The 14511-nt window shown below is 71.4% G+C and carries 11 protein-coding genes and 1 riboswitch; of the genes, 6 read left to right on the forward strand and 5 right to left on the reverse strand.

All coding sequences use genetic code 11. The annotated features are described in order from the left end of the window. Positions 1–457: 457 nt before the first annotated feature. Positions 458–874, reverse strand: coding sequence for a cobalamin B12-binding domain-containing protein (locus tag ACYVMZ_RS15295; protein ID WP_381022100.1), 417 nt, complete (start codon positions 872–874; stop codon positions 458–460). 635 nt (positions 875–1509) lie between these two features. On the opposite strand from ACYVMZ_RS15295, the gene ACYVMZ_RS15300 reads away from it, so the two are divergent. Continuing rightward, complete coding sequence (locus ACYVMZ_RS15300; protein WP_461079753.1) at positions 1510–2370, forward strand: esterase/lipase family protein; 861 nt, start codon at positions 1510–1512, stop codon at positions 2368–2370. 292 nt (positions 2371–2662) lie between these two features. Next, complete coding sequence (locus ACYVMZ_RS15305; protein WP_461079755.1) at positions 2663–4177, forward strand: M23 family metallopeptidase; 1515 nt, start codon at positions 2663–2665, stop codon at positions 4175–4177. Positions 4178–4306: 129 nt separating this feature from the next. Here the strand turns inward: ACYVMZ_RS15305 and pcrA are convergent, their stop codons facing one another. Beyond that, the gene (gene pcrA, locus ACYVMZ_RS15310) at positions 4307–6784 is read right to left on the reverse strand and encodes a DNA helicase PcrA (RefSeq protein ID WP_461079757.1); all 2478 of its coding nucleotides are present in this window, start codon (positions 6782–6784) and stop codon (positions 4307–4309) included. Between the two features lie 372 nt (positions 6785–7156). Continuing rightward, a riboswitch (cyclic di-AMP (ydaO/yuaA leader) is annotated at positions 7157–7329 on the forward strand. 7 nt (positions 7330–7336) lie between these two features. Between pcrA and ACYVMZ_RS15315 the strand changes: the two genes are divergently transcribed. Next, positions 7337–8506, forward strand: a complete 1170-nt coding sequence (locus ACYVMZ_RS15315) for a C40 family peptidase (RefSeq protein WP_461079759.1) — start codon at positions 7337–7339, stop codon at positions 8504–8506. Positions 8507–8566: 60 nt separating this feature from the next. Here ACYVMZ_RS15315 and ACYVMZ_RS15320 read toward each other — a convergent pair whose 3' ends face one another. Beyond that, positions 8567–8920 carry a hypothetical protein gene (locus ACYVMZ_RS15320; RefSeq protein WP_461079761.1) on the reverse strand — a complete coding sequence of 118 codons (354 nt, stop codon included), beginning with the start codon at positions 8918–8920 and terminating at the stop codon, positions 8567–8569. 471 nt (positions 8921–9391) lie between these two features. Here ACYVMZ_RS15320 and ACYVMZ_RS15325 point away from each other — a divergent pair, with 471 nt between their 5' ends. Further along, entirely contained in the window at positions 9392–10459 is a 1068-nt protein-coding gene (locus ACYVMZ_RS15325) for a C40 family peptidase (protein ID WP_461079763.1), read from the forward strand. Between the two features lie 77 nt (positions 10460–10536). On the opposite strand, the gene ACYVMZ_RS15330 is transcribed toward ACYVMZ_RS15325, so the two are convergent. Beyond that, complete coding sequence (locus ACYVMZ_RS15330) at positions 10537–11283, reverse strand: LuxR C-terminal-related transcriptional regulator (protein WP_461079765.1); 747 nt, start codon at positions 11281–11283, stop codon at positions 10537–10539. Then, positions 11280–12572, reverse strand: coding sequence for an ATP-binding protein (locus tag ACYVMZ_RS15335; RefSeq protein WP_461079767.1), 1293 nt, complete (start codon positions 12570–12572; stop codon positions 11280–11282). The genes ACYVMZ_RS15330 and ACYVMZ_RS15335 overlap by 4 nt, the downstream gene beginning before the upstream one ends. A 178-nt stretch (positions 12573–12750) precedes the next feature. On the opposite strand from ACYVMZ_RS15335, the gene ACYVMZ_RS15340 reads away from it, so the two are divergent. Further along, the gene (locus tag ACYVMZ_RS15340) at positions 12751–14280 is read left to right on the forward strand and encodes a PspC domain-containing protein (protein ID WP_461079769.1); all 1530 of its coding nucleotides are present in this window, start codon (positions 12751–12753) and stop codon (positions 14278–14280) included. Next, entirely contained in the window at positions 14267–14509 is a 243-nt protein-coding gene (locus ACYVMZ_RS15345) for a hypothetical protein (protein WP_461079771.1), read from the forward strand. The genes ACYVMZ_RS15340 and ACYVMZ_RS15345 overlap by 14 nt, the downstream gene beginning before the upstream one ends. Positions 14510–14511 lie beyond the last annotated feature (2 nt).

The following is a 14511-nucleotide window of genomic DNA, read 5'->3' on the forward strand; positions in this document are numbered from 1 at the left end:
CGACTGAGGCCACGCCCGCCCGGTCGGCAGGCCACGCCCGATCGGCACGACACTGCGGGTTGGCCCTCTACGCCCGGTTCGCACGCCACACCCCGTTGGCACGCCACTGCGGGTCGACCCTCCATGCCTGGTTGGCACCCCACTGCCGATGGGCCACCACGACACCCACGCAGCCGTCGACGCATGGAAGCGGGCCGTGACGGCGCGCCGCAACGCGCCGCTTGGCGGGCCCCGGGAAGGTCCGCCGCGGCAGCAGGCAGCGGACCACGGCCCGCGGCGGGCTCGCCGCGCCGCCACGGCCCCGACGCCCGACGCGCCCGCAGGACATGCAGGACATCCCGCCTCACCGACCGAGCCCTACGCCCGCAGCACACACCAGGCGCCCGCCCGCACGGACAACGGCACCAGCACCAGCACCAGCACCAGCAGCGAAGCGCCCGGCCCCACCGCCGGAGGCCTACGCCTCCGCAGGCTGACGCACGTTCGCCCGCACCCAGTCCACGATCGACGCGGTCGTCGCCCCGGGCGTGAAGATCTCCGCGACGCCCTTCTCCTTCAGCAGCGGGATGTCCGCCTCGGGGATGATCCCGCCGCCGAAGACCAGGATGTCCTCCGCGTCCCGCTCCTTGAGCAGGTCGATCACCGCCGCGAAGAGCGTGTTGTGCGCGCCGGAGAGGATGGACAGCCCGATCGCGTCGGCGTCCTCCTGGATCGCGGTGTCGACGATCTGCTCGGGAGTCTGGTGGAGCCCGGTGTAGATGACCTCCATACCGGCGTCGCGCAGCGCCCGCGCGATCACCTTGGCCCCGCGATCGTGGCCGTCGAGCCCCGGCTTGGCCACCACCACGCGGATCGGACCGGCTGCCACACCCATCACTGCCTCCATGAAGCGACTACATCCATCCGTACCGACAAGTACCGCACACATCGCTCAGGCCGTACACGTCGCGCACTTCACACAGCTCGTGCACACCGCGTGTACCGCACATTCCGCCGCCCACTGCTCCAGGCACGCCACCACGGTACGGACTTCCCGCGCCGAAGCGGCCCGGGAAGTGAACGAACGTTATCGCCAGCATCCCGCAACCGGCAGTTTCGCGGTGCAGACCGAGGGGGAAATCACACGGTGGGACACGTTCGCCGCGCACCGTTCCGAGCTTTCGCGGCCCACGCGCCGCATGTTCCTGCGGCACACGGACCGCAGCGGAACGACGCGCCAGGGGAGCCGCAACGAGGGCGCCGTACCGCCGCGCCACCCACCGCGCGCCGCGGCGGTACGGCACTTCGGCGAGGGCACGCAGAGCACGTAGGGCAGGCAAGGCACAGCAGCGGGGAGTCTCGTCGCCGCACCGACAGGGGGCCTCGTCGCACCACCGGCGCCCCATGCGCCACAGGCCGCGCTTACTCCACATGCCTCACGCGGGCACCGTCGACGGCCGTCGCCGCGGCTTTTCACGAGGGCACCCGGGGGACAGAGCCGTCCCCCCAGGTGCCGACAGGAGGTCGGCCATGAAGGTCACCGGGGCAGCCCTGCCCTTTCTTCCCCTCTGCCAGCGTCTTCTGCCGAGCCGGCTGGCGGGACTCTCCCTGGCTCTCCTGAAGGCCACCGCCCTGGAGTTCGCGATCCTCGCCGGACATCTCCTGCTGTACCCCTCCGGCATCGCCCAGGAGCGCAGGGCCGCCGCGCTCCCGGCACCGGACGGCGCCGCCCAGCTGCCGATGGAGGCCAAGCCCCCGGTCGTCCTGCTGCACGGGTTCATCGACAACCGCTCGGTCTTCGTCCTGCTGCGCCGCAGCCTCGCCCAGCACGGCAGGCACCGCATCGAGTCCCTCAACTACTCCCCACTGACCTGCGACATCCGCGTCGCGGCCGAACTGCTCGGCCGGCACATAGAGGAGATCTGCGAGCGCACGGGCAGCCGGCAGGTCGATGTCGTCGGACACAGCCTCGGCGGACTGATAGCGCGGTACTACGTGCAGCGGCTCGGCGGTGACACCCGCGTCCGGACCCTCGTGACACTCGGCACCCCGCACTCCGGCACACGCGTGGTGCCGCTGGCGAACGCCCACCCGATCGTGCGCCAGATGCGCCCCGGCTCACCGGTGCTCGAGGAGCTGTCCCGTCCGGCGCCCGGCTGCCGTACGTACTTCGTGAGCTTCTGGAGCGACCTGGACCACATCATGGACCCGCTGGAGACGGCCTGCATCGACCACCCGGACCTGAAGGCGCAGAACATACGGGTGACCGGGATCGGCCACCTCGCCCTGCCCGTGCACCCCGCCGTCGCGGCGGGCATACGGCAGGCCCTGGACACGTCGCGCCCGGGAGAGCCGACCGCCGACCAGACCGGCGGCCTGACCGTGGCGTGACGGCGATGTCGACCTGAAGGACACGCGCCCACTGATCACGCCCTCAGCAGCACAGCACGACCACAGAAACGACAAAGGCCCAACACAGCCCGCTTACCGCCTCAGGGACCCCACCGACTCGAACACTCTTCGAACACAGGGCCAAGCTCGCGCCCGCAGTCCCCCGAAACACGGCCGAATGCCCGTTTCCTGCGCGCGCGAAACCTGCCGAAGATTGTCGTGCCCGCGTACCGCCGGGTACAGTCGCCGCACTGCTCTGGCAGCCCCTGTTGTCGAGGCGAAAGAGAAGTTGGTGAACGACCGTCACCCGTCGGGGACCATGACCACCCCGGCTCCGGCTTCCGACGCCGCCTCGGCGCATTACGCGTCGTACGGCACTCAGGAAGCCCAGTACGGCGACTTCACCACGTACAGCGACTACGGCGCCACCGGTTTTGACAACGGCGGTCACGCCACGACGACCTTCGACGCGGACCCCCTCTTCGGCAGCCTCCCGGGCGACGGCACGGGCTCGTACGGCACGACCCCCTGGACCACCGGCACCCATCAGCCCCTGAACCACGACGCGTACGCGGCGCACCACCACGCGGCCTACGACACCGGCGCCTACGACACGACCTCCTGGACGGGCGAACACCAGCACCTGCCGGTCATCCCGGCGCAGGCCACGCCCGCCGACGCCACCGGCCAGTGGGACGCCGGCACCTGGCTCCAGCCCGACCAGTCGGGCAACCCCGCCGACCAGACCCAGCAGTGGGAATGGGGCACGCAGGCCTTCGACACCGGCGCCTACGACGCCACGCAGTGGAACTCCGACGGCGACGACCCCCCGGACACCACCACGTACGAGCCGCACGCCGAAACCTTCGACCAGCAGGCGACCGCCACCTTCGAGTACCTCCAGGACCCGCAGGCGACCGCCACCTTCGAGCAGGTCGGCTACGACGAACACGCCCCGGACGGTGACGAGTCCACCGGCACCGGCGAGTTGCCCGCCGTCGCCCCGCTCCTCGACGGCCAGGAAGAGGCCACACCGGCCCCGGCCCCGCGCGCGGCCTCCCGTGGTGCGTCCCGCTCCCGCCGCCGTACGCCCCCCAAGCGCTCCGCGCTGCTGACCGTCGCGGTGCCCTCGGCATGTGTGATGGGTGTCGCCGGGATCGCCGCAGCCTCCGTGGGCAGCCTGACCGGCGACGGCAAGGACTCCTCGACCACCGCGGCGGACGCCCAGCCGGTGCAACCGGCCGCCGCCAACAACAAGCTGGACACCCAGCTCCAGAGCCTCGCCGCCGGTGCCGACGACTTCGCCGACCGGGCCAGCCGCACCCAGGAGCGCATCGACCTCAAGGCCCAGCAGGCGGCCGAGAAGAGGCGGGCGGCGGAAGAGGCGGCCCGCAAGGAGCGCCTGCGCCCGAAGTTCGCGGTTCCGGTCGCCCAGCACGGACTGAGCGCCTACTTCGGCCAGTCCGGCATCAACTGGATGTCCATCCACACCGGAATCGACTTCCCGGTCTCCTACGGAACGACCGTGATGGCCGCCACCGACGGCGTCGTGCGCACGCAGTACAACAGCGCGTACGGCAACATGATGATCGTGACCGCGAAGGACGGCACGGAGACGTGGTACTGCCACCTCTCCAGCTACATCGTCCCGTCCGGTACGGCGGTGAAGGCCGGCCAGCCGATCGCCAACTCCGGCAACTCCGGCAACTCGACCGGCCCCCATCTGCACTTCGAGGTGCGCCCGGCCGGCGGCTCGGCGATCGACCCGCTCGCGTGGCTGCGCAGCCACGGCCTCGACCCGACGTAGCGTCCCGGCAGGCCCCCGCCGTTCAGTTCCCGCCGTTCAGTTCCCGCCGTTCGGTCCCCGCCGTTCAGTTTCCGCAAGCCCCCGCTCCTCTCCTCGGGCGGGGGCTCACGTCTCGGAGCCACAACTTCACTACAGCTTCTCGACCGGCGCGTACCGCAGCAGCAGCCGCTTCGGCTTCCCGTCCCCGAAGTCGATCGTCGCCTCGGCGTTCGCGCCCGTGCCCTTCACCGCGGCCACGGTGCCGAGCCCGAACTGGTCGTGCGTGACCCGGTCTCCGACCGCGAGCGACACCACCGGCTTCTCGGAGGCCCGGCTCGTGGCGAAGCCGGACGCGCCCGACGCCGACGAACGCGAGCGGGACGACGACAGCGAGGCCGCCACCCCCGAGGCCGGCCCGGAGGACACGGGCCCGCTCCCTCCCGTGCGCTTCCACTCCACGTGGGCGGGCGGGATCTCCTCCAGGAAGCGCGAGGGCGGGTTGTACGACGGCTGCCCCCAGGCGCTGCGCATCGTGGACCGCGTCAGATACAGCCGCTCACGCGCGCGCGTGATGCCGACGTACGCCAGGCGCCGCTCCTCCTCCAGCTCCTTGGTCTGGCCGAGGGCGCGCATGTGCGGGAAGACGCCGTCCTCCATGCCGGTCAGGAAGACGACCGGGAACTCCAGACCCTTGGCCGTGTGCAGGGTCATCAGCGTGATGACGCCGTCGCCCTCCTCGTCCGGGATCTCGTCCGAGTCGGCGACCAGGGCGACCTGCTCCAGGAACTCGGCAAGGGTCCCCGGGTTGTCGTCGCCGCGGGCCTGCTCGAACTCCAGGGCCACGGCGGCGAGTTCCTGGAGGTTCTCGATCCGGGTCTCGTCCTGCGGGTCGGTGGAGGCCTGCAACTCGGCGAGGTAGCCGGTGCGTTCGAGCACCGCCTCGAGGACGGTCGCCGGTCCGGCACCGGACTCGACGATCGTACGGAGGTCCTCCATCAGCGTGTTGAACCGCTTCACGGCGTTCGCCGACCGGGCCGCCATGCCGTACGCCTCGTCGACGCGCCGCAGCGCCTGCGGGAAGCTGATCTTCTCCCGCTGGGCGAGGGCGTCGATCATGGCCTCGGCGCGGTCGCCGATGCCCCGCTTGGGGACGTTGAGGATGCGGCGCAGCGGCACCGAGTCCTCGGGGTTGGCCAGCACCCGCAGGTAGGCCAGGACGTCCCGGACCTCCTTGCGCTCGTAGAAGCGGACGCCGCCGACGACCTTGTAGGGCAGGCCGACGCGGATGAAGACCTCTTCGAAGACACGGGACTGGGCGTTGGTGCGGTAGAAGACGGCGACGTCGCCCGCCTTCGCCTCGCCCGCGTCGGTCAGGCGGTCTATCTCGTCGGCGACGAACTGCGCCTCGTCGTGCTCGGTGTCCGCGACGTACCCGGTGATCAGCGCGCCCGCGCCCGCGTTGGTCCACAGGTTCTTGGGGCGGCGGGACTCGTTGCGCTCGATGACCGCGTTGGCGGCGGAGAGGATCGTCTGGGTGGAGCGGTAGTTCTGCTCCAGCAGGATCGTCGTCGCGTCCGGGTAGTCCTCCTCGAACTGGAGGATGTTGCGGATGGTCGCGCCGCGGAAGGCGTAGATCGACTGGTCGGCGTCGCCCACCACGCACAGCTCGGCGGGCGGCAGGTCGTCCTCGCCGGGCGGTACGTCGACGGGGTGCTCGGAGGTGCCGACGAGCTCGCGCACGAGGGCGTACTGCGCGTGGTTGGTGTCCTGGTACTCGTCCACCAGCACGTGGCGGAAGCGGCGGCGGTAGTGCTCGGCGACGTCCGGGAACGCCCGCAGCAGGTTGACCGTCGTCATGATCAGGTCGTCGAAGTCGAGGGCGTTCGCCTCGCGCAGCCGCGACTGGTAGAGGGCGTAGGCCTGGGCGAGGGTCTTCTCGAAGCCGTCGGAGGCCTGGGCGGCGAAGTCCTCCTCGTCGATCAGCTCGTTCTTCAGGTTGCTGATCTTGGCGCTGAAGGACTTGGGCGGGAAGCGCTTGGGGTCCAGGTCCAGGTCGCGGCAGACCAGGGCCATCAGGCGCTTGGAGTCGGCGGCGTCGTAGATCGAGAAGGACGAGGTGAAGCCGAGCTTCTTCGACTCCCTGCGCAGGATCCGCACGCACGCGCTGTGGAAGGTCATCACCCACATCGCGTTCGCGCGCGGGCCGACGAGCTGCTCGACGCGCTCCTTCATCTCGCCGGCGGCCTTGTTGGTGAAGGTGATCGCGAGGATCTGCCCCGGGTGGACGCCCCGCTCCGCCAGCAGGTAGGCGATGCGGTGGGTGAGCACACGGGTCTTGCCGGAACCGGCGCCGGCCACGATGAGCAGCGGGGAGCCGGAGTGCACGACGGCGGCGCGCTGGTTGTCGTTCAGCCCCTCCAGGAGCGCGGCGGAGTCCACCACCGGGCGCGGGGCCCCGTCCCGGTAGTAGGCGTCCCGGTCCGGCGGCACGTCGAACCTCCCGCCGAACAGATCGTCCGGAATCGGCTCCGGTACGTGATCGTGCTCGGGCGGCGGCGGAGGTTCGTCCACGGGGCCCCGCTGGGCCTGGAGGTCCGCCAGGAAGCTGTCGTCAAAGAGGCTGCTCATCGCTCTCCGAGTCTAGGCCGCCCCACTGACAGCCCGCCGCCACCCTGAGAACATCCCCCGTTTTCGGACACCGGCGCTCTCCCGGACCTGACCGCCCGGCTCCTCCCTACCCTCCACCCTTACCCCGTCACGCTACGCAACCGACCAGGCCGCCCGTCATCCGGCGGGACATCGGCACCCCGAGGCAGGCCGGCGTCGCACGCCCGGACAGGTCACCACAGATCACATCCGACTGGTTACGTCGAGCGACGCCCTGACCCAAGGTCACGAAAATGTATCGGGCATATCACCCACCAACCTTCACAGACGCCACACGAGTTGGCTACCGTTCGGGCGGGCCGTACGACCCCCTCCGGCGAACGTCGCCGGGCCGCGCGGCCTCCGCCGAGTCCAGCGTGCCGCAGCGGCACCGGAGCCGGGGACCCAACCGAGACCATGGGGTGAATCGGCCCAACTCCCTTCCCGGGACAGGCCGTAGGGCAACCCTTCCGAACCTCCGCCCGAACCCGACAGCTAACCCGGTAGGCGGACCATTGGAAGGAGTCGCCTCCCTTGGCGTCGCACCGCAAGTCGCGTCCCGCGGGGACGCGCGTAGCAGGCATACGGACCCCCGCCCTCGCCACCGCGGCCCTCACCTCCGTGGCCCTGCTGTCCCAGTCGGCCAACGCCACCCCCTCGGCCGACGACAAGCCGAGCCTGGAGGAAGTCGAGAAGAAGGTCGACGACCTGTACCGCCAGGCTGAGTCGGCGACCGAGAAGTACAACGCGGCCAAGGAGAAGACCGCGAAGCAGCGCAAGCGCGTCGACACCCTCCTCGACGGCGTGGCCAAGCGCACCCAGAAGCTCAACGAGGCACGGGAGGAGCTGGGTTCCTTCGCGGCCGCCCAGTACCGGTCCGGCGCCTCCGTCCCGGACACCGCGACCTTCCTGCTCGCGGACTCCCCGCAGGACTACTTCGACCAGACCCAGCTGATGGGCCGGCTCACCGGCCGTCAGAAGGAGGCGGTCGACGACTACGTCACGCAGCAGTCCGAGACGATGGAGAAGCGCCGGGAGGCCACCGAGAGCCTCCAGACGCTCACCGAGTCGCAGAGCGACCTGAAGACGGCCAAGGCCACCGTCCAGAAGAAGCTCGCCGACGCGCGGGAACTGCTGTCGAAGCTGACCGCCGAGGAGAAGGCGCGGCTCGCGGCGATCGAGAAGCGGAAGCAGGAGGAGGCCGAGCGCAAGGCCGCCGAGCTCGCCCGGCAGCAGGCGGAGCAGCGGCAGGCCCAGGACGAGGCCGCTCAGCCGCAGGAGAACGGCTCGCCGAGTACGTCAGCGCCCTCGACACCGACCTCGTCCGCGACCGACTCCTCGTACGCCACCAAGGCCGAGAAGGCGCTCGCCTTCTCCCGCGCCCAGATCGGCAAGCCGTACGTCTGGGGCGCCACCGGCCCCGACTCCTACGACTGCTCCGGCCTCACTCAGGCCGCCTGGAAGGCCGCGGGCGTCGACCTGCCGCGCACCAGCTACGACCAGGTCGACGCCGGAACGACGGTCCCCCTCTCCCAGGCCCAGCCGGGCGACCTCGTCTTCTTCTACGACGACGTCACCCACGTCGGCCTCTACATCGGCAACGGCATGATGATCCACGCCCCGAAGCCCGGCACGTACGTCCGCGAGGAGTCGGTCTACTACGACGGCGAGTCGTCGATCCACCGCGTGGTGCGGCCCGCCTGAGCCCGGGAGGCGACAGGGACGGGGAGGAGGGACGGCGAAGAGGGAAGCGTCAGGACGTCATCAGGTCCACAGGACCGCGATGAAGACGTTCGCCGTGGTCAGCAGCCCCACCAGGCCGAACTGCCCCTTGTCCGCCTTCTCCTCGTCCCGCTTCACGTAGACGAGCCCCAGGATCACGATCAGCAGCGCCAGCTTCACGCCGATCTTGATGTTGTTGACGGGCTGGTCGTCGGCCTGGTTGAGGCCGACCAGGATCACTCCGGTGACCAGCATCGTCAGCGCGCCGTGCAGCATCGCGGGGCTGAAGCGGGCGGTGCCCTCGCCCATCGCCTTCATCTGGGTGAGGAAGCCACCGAGGAGCGAGGCGATGCCGATGATGTGCAGGCCGACGAAGAGGTGGATGAGTACGTCCATGAGGCCGGAGCCTAATCAGGCCTCCCTGGGCCGCCCGACACCGGCCCGGGGCCTCCGGTCCTGGCCCGGCGCGCCCCGGCCCTTGCATATATGCGGCCCATAGCACTCCGCCGGCCCGTCCGCGCCGGATCCGGCACATCGGTCATCGCGCTGAGTGAAGTCGGCGGCGCCAGGACGGGATCACGGTCGCACACGGTCACCTTGCGGTCCGCTCGTGCCAGTTCCGTACAACGCGTCCCGGGCCCCGCACGGCGGGGTTTAGCGTCCTGCACCAGGTGACCGGCTCCCCACCGCCGCCCGGGCCAGGGGCGGCAGTCGGACACCACCGCCAGAAGGTCCGGCGGCGGTCCACTCCCCCTGTGCGGGCCGTCGCCGGACGCGCAGGCCGAGCCGCACGGCGGTCCGTACGTCCGCTCCCACTGGACGGCCGTACGCCGGGCCTGCGGTCGTTGGAGAGGACGTGGAGCCCAGGTGGCAGCGCACCGCAAGCCCAGACATCGCTCGGTGGGAGGCGGCACGACCCGCACGGCCGCCACGATCGCCCTGGCCGGCGCGGCGACCGCCACGGGCCTCGACGGAACCGGACACGCCGAGCCCCAGCTGACGCCCGAGCAGGTCAGCTCCCGGGTGGACCGGCTGTACCAGGAGGCGGAGGTCGCCACCGAGAAGTACAACGGCGCCAAGGAGAAGGCGGAGGCGGCCCAGCGGCGGCTGAAGGGGCTCCAGGACGAAGCGGCCCGCAAGCAGGAACGGCTCAACTCCGCACGGGATGCGCTCGGCTCGGTCGCGACGGCCCAGTACCGCAGCGGCGGTCTCGACCCCGCGCTGCACCTCGCGCTGTCCGACGACCCCGACCGGTACCTGTACAACGCCGAGTTCGTCGAACGGGCGGGCAGCCGGCAGACGTCCGCCGTCGCCCGCGTACGCAAGCAGCTCCGCGAGATCGAGCAGTTGCGCGGAGCCTCGCGCATCGAGGTCGTGTCACTGAGGTCGCGGCAGGCGGAGCTGAAGCGGCACCAGAAGACGATCACCGGGAAGCTGGGCGCCGCCCGGCGGCTGCTCTCCGAGCTGACGGCCGAGGAACGCGCACGGCTCGCCGAGGAAGCGGCCCCGGCCCGTGCCTCACGGTCGTCGACGGGCGCGCGGGAGGGCCTCGCGGCCCCCGGCTCCGTCACGTCCCAGGCACCCGGTTCCCGTGCCGCGGCGGCGGTTTCGTACGCCTACCAGAAGCTCGGCAGCCCCTACGTGTGGGGGGCGACCGGCCCGGACGCCTTCGACTGCTCGGGCCTCGTCCAGGCCGCGTACCGCACCGCCGGGGTCTCCCTGCCCCGCACGACCTACGCCCAGATCGACGCGGGCCGCCGCGTCTCCCGCTCCGAGCTTCTCCCGGGGGACCTGGTGTTCTTCTACTCCGGTATCAGTCACGTGGGCATCTATGTGGGCAACGGCCAGATGATCCACGCCCCCAATCCGTCGGCCCCGGTGCGGGTGGCGCCCCTCACCGAGATGCCGTTCGCGGGGGCCACGCGGGTGGTGTGAGAGGCGACGGGGGTACCGAAGCCCCGGGCGCAGGCACGCCGTCGGCCGGCCGACAGGCCGCGTCGGGGAGCGCCGGGTCAGACCAGGCGGCGAGCCGTCGCCCACCGCGTCAGCTCGTGCCGGTTCGACAGCTGGAGCTTGCGCAGCACCGCCGAGACATGGGACTCGACCGTCTTCACGGAGATGAACAGCTGCTTGGCGATCTCCTTGTACGCGTACCCCCGGGCGATCAGCCGCAGCACCTCGCGCTCGCGCTGGGTGAGACGGTCGAGGTCCTCGTCGACCGGAGGTGCGTCGGTGGAGGCGAAGGCGTCGAGGACGAAGCCTGCCAGGCGGGGCGAGAAGACCGCGTCGCCCTCCTGGACGCGGAAGATGGAGTCGACGAGGTCCGAGCCGGTGATCGTCTTGGTCACGTATCCCCGGGCACCACCGCGGATCACACCGATCACGTCCTCCGCCGCGTCCGAGACGGACAGGGCGAGGAAACGCACGGGCCGCTCGGTGTCCGCCATCAACGGAGCGCAGCGGCGCAGTACTTCGACACCACCGCCGCCCGGCAGATGCACGTCGAGGAGCACCACCTCGGGCCGGGTCGCGGTGATGACCGTGACCGCCTGATCGACGTCCGCGGCCTCCCCGACGACCTCGACGCCGGTCTGCTCGGTCTGGCCGATCTCGGCCTGGACACCCGTGCGGAACATGCGGTGGTCGTCGACGAGGACCACGCGTACGTGCCGCCTGGCCGTGCCGCCGCCGGCCGGCTCCGCGGACTCGGCCGCCTCCGCCGATCCCGCCGTACCGTTCGCCTCGGTCGGGTCGCTCATGACGTCTTCTCCGCCCTCTCCATCTCCAGCTCGACCTCCGTGCCGCCGTCCGGTACCGCGCGCAGCCGCGCCGTACCGCCGTTGCGCTCCATGCGGCCGATGATCGATTCTCTGACGCCCATGCGGTCGGCGGGTATCGAGTCGAGGTCGAAGCCGGGGCCGCGGTCCCGGACGGACACGAAGACCGTCCTGCCCTCGACTTCGGCGTAGACCTGAACGGCGCCGCCCTCGCCACCGTACTTGGCCGCGTTCACCATCGCTTCGCGCGCGGCCTGCATCTGTGCGCCGATTTTCTCGTCGAGCGGGCAGTCGCCGACGACGACGACCTCGATGGGGACGCCGTGTTTGTCCTCGACCTCGGCGGCGTTGCGCCGCACGGCCTCGGCGAGCGTGGTGGGCTCCTCGGCCTCGTCCTTTCCGTTGCCCTCCGGTTTGTACAGCCAGGTGCGCAGGTCACGCTCCTGGGCCCGGGCCAGGCGGCGCACCTCGCTCGCGTTCTCCGCGTTGCGCTGGATCAGGGTCAGGGTGTGCAGCACCGAGTCGTGGACGTGGGCGGCGACCTCCGCGCGCTCCTGGGCGCGGATGCGCATCAGGCGTTCCTCGGAGAGGTCCTGCGTCATACGTACGAGATAGGGGCCGGCGAGGAGCGTTATGCCGACGAGGACCGCGAGGGCGGCCTGCAGGACGGAGCCGAGGTGGGCGGCGGAGCCCTGCAGGACGAAGATGCCGGAGACCCCGGCCGTCACCAGCAGCACACCGGCCACGGAGCGCAGCAGCGTGACCGTGCGCCGGCGGCGGCCGACCTCCATCCAGCGGGCCCGGCGGGCGTTGTCCGCCTGGCGCCAGACGAGGGCGACGCCCGCGCCGACGAGCACGATCGGCCAGAGGTAGGCCCGGGCTCCGGCGCTGAGGTCCACGCTGCCCACGAACACCATGGCCACGACGACCATGAGGAGCAGGGCGACGATCTGGCCCTTGTCCGGTTTCCGGGTGACGAGTTTGCGGCGGCCGTCGGGCGCGGTCTCGGTGCTGACGAGGGAGGGCGGTTTGTGCGCGTCGACGCCGCCGACACCGAGCGGCACGAAGAACCAGAACGCGGCGTACAGCAGCGCGCCGAGGCCGTCGGCCAGGAACAGGCCGACGAAGACGAGCCGTACCCAGACGACGGGCAGCCCGAGGTGCCCGGCGAGCCCCCGTGCCGCCCCACCGAGCCAGCGTCCGTCGCTGCTGCGGTAGAGCTTGCGCGGCGGCCGCGGTTCGACGAGTGGCGCTGCTGCGGCTTCCGACATGCCATCGATGGTCACACGGCCGGAGGGACGGGGCATCAGGGTCGACCCCGGAGACACCCCTGATCTTCGACCGGCGGGACCGTCGAACGCTTCCCGGCGCCGTCTCAGGGCCGATATCAGGGTCCGGCCAGGGTCATGCCGACTGCCGCGGCGGCGGTCCGCCCGTCACCATGGACCCATGACCGATCACGAGCACGCCGCGACGGGTCCGGGACCCGGCTCCGGCCCGCGCCCGTCCCCGGGCGCCGGACCGCAGGATGCCGCGCCCGCCGCGGGCACGGAGCCCGGCGCGGGCGCCCGGGCCGACGCGGGCGGGGCCTCGCGCGCGCACGAGCGTGCGGGCGCGCGGGAAGAGCGGGAGCGGGAAGGAGCGACCGCCACCAAGGCGCACACGACCGGCAGCCTGGCCCCGTCCGGCGAAGCCGCCGTCGCCGAGCCTCCCCCCAAGTTCCGCCGCGACCGGCGGTACAAGATGCTGGCCGGGGTGTGCGCCGGGCTCGGGCGGCAGTGCGACATGGACCCGGTGATCTTCCGGATCACGCTCGCGGTGCTCTCCGCCACCGGCGGCATCGGCCTCATCTTCTACGGCTTCGCCTGGCTCTTCGTCCCGTACGACGACGAGGACGAGAACGAGGTGCGCAAGCTGCTGACCGGCCGGGTCGACGGCCAGGCGCTGACCGCCGTGCTGTTCGCGCTGGTCGGCTGCGGGGTGTTCCTGACGCTGCTGAAGAACGCCGGAGTGCTGTCCTTCGCCGTCATCCTCTCCCTGCTGCTGGCCGGCGCCGGATACTGGTCGCGGCACCGCGGTACCCCGAGCCCCGACCCGCTGGCCGCCCAGGCCGTGGCCGACGCCCCGCCGGAGGCACAGGCGCCACCGGTCCCGGCCGCCTTCCCCTCCTGGTGGCGGGACCCCATCGTCAAGGACGGCACGCACATCGGGGGCACAGGCTATCTGTGGGGCCCGCGGGACTCCCGCGACCTGGACGTCGCGGCAGCCATCAGCATCAGCCTCGGCACCTACGGCAGCGGCCGGGAGGACATACGCACCCCGCACCCTCAGCCACCGAAACCCCGCGGCCCCCGCTGGATCGGCGGCTGGGTCTTCCTGCTGGCCCTCCTCGCCGGCGGCCTCGGCACCAGCCTGACGTGGGAGGAGAACCCACTCGGCACCAGCCTGCAGACCGGCCTGTCCTGCGCGCTCGCCGTCTTCGGCACAGGCATCGCGATCAGCGCGTTCCTGGGGCGCACGGGAGCGGGCTCGATGGTCCTGGCGGTCATCACGGCCGCCCTGCTCGCCGGCTCGGCGGCGCTTCCCAAGGACATCGGCACGCGGTGGATGCACCAGACGTGGCGGCCCGCCGCGGTCGCGGAGGTACGGCAGCAGTACGACATCGGCAGCGGCGTCGGCACGCTGGACCTGTCCCGGGTCGACGTGGACCGGGGGCAGACCGTGACGACGCGGGCCGACGTGGGGATGGGCCGGATACGGGTGATCGTGCCCGAGGACGTGACCGTGCGGCTGACCGTCGACGTGGGGGTGGGCGACATCCAGTTGCCGGGCGACGACAAGAACGACGTGGACGTGGAGCCGGGCAAGCACGAGGAACTGACCCTGTCACCCGCCGAGGGCGTCAAGAAGGCCGGCACGCTCGACCTGGATCTCCAGGTCGGCGTGGGACAGGTGGAGGTGAGCCGTGCTGCGTCATGAGTTCCAGCCCGGGAAGCTGGTCGCCGGGCTCTTCCTCACCGTCGCGGGCGTCATCTACGCCGGTGACGCGGGCGGCACCTGGGAGACCCCGTGGTTCGTGGTGATACCCGTCGTCATCGCCGGGCTCTGCCTGGCGGGCGCGGTGGCGTTCCTCACCGGGCGCATACGCCGACGCCGGGCGGCGGGCCGCACGGACGCCGACAAGGCCGGGGCGAACAAAGCGGCCTGAAC

It is taken from the genome of Streptomyces deserti, assembly GCF_054782695.1.

Bases quoted from the DNA above. Each gene is read 5' to 3' on its own strand.
- ACYVMZ_RS15295 (WP_381022100.1), bottom strand. From the start codon at position 874: ATGGGTGTGGCAGCCGGTCCGATCCGCGTGGTGGTGGCCAAGCCGGGG.
- ACYVMZ_RS15340 (WP_461079769.1), top strand. From the start codon at position 12,751: ATGACCGATCACGAGCACGCCGCGACGGGTCCGGGACCCGGCTCCGGC.
- pcrA (WP_461079757.1), bottom strand. From the start codon at position 6,784: ATGAGCAGCCTCTTTGACGACAGCTTCCTGGCGGACCTCCAGGCCCAG.
- ACYVMZ_RS15335 (WP_461079767.1), bottom strand. From the start codon at position 12,572: ATGTCGGAAGCCGCAGCAGCGCCACTCGTCGAACCGCGGCCGCCGCGC.
- ACYVMZ_RS15320 (WP_461079761.1), bottom strand. From the start codon at position 8,920: ATGGACGTACTCATCCACCTCTTCGTCGGCCTGCACATCATCGGCATC.
- ACYVMZ_RS15330 (WP_461079765.1), bottom strand. From the start codon at position 11,283: ATGAGCGACCCGACCGAGGCGAACGGTACGGCGGGATCGGCGGAGGCG.
- ACYVMZ_RS15300 (WP_461079753.1), top strand. From the start codon at position 1,510: ATGAAGGTCACCGGGGCAGCCCTGCCCTTTCTTCCCCTCTGCCAGCGT.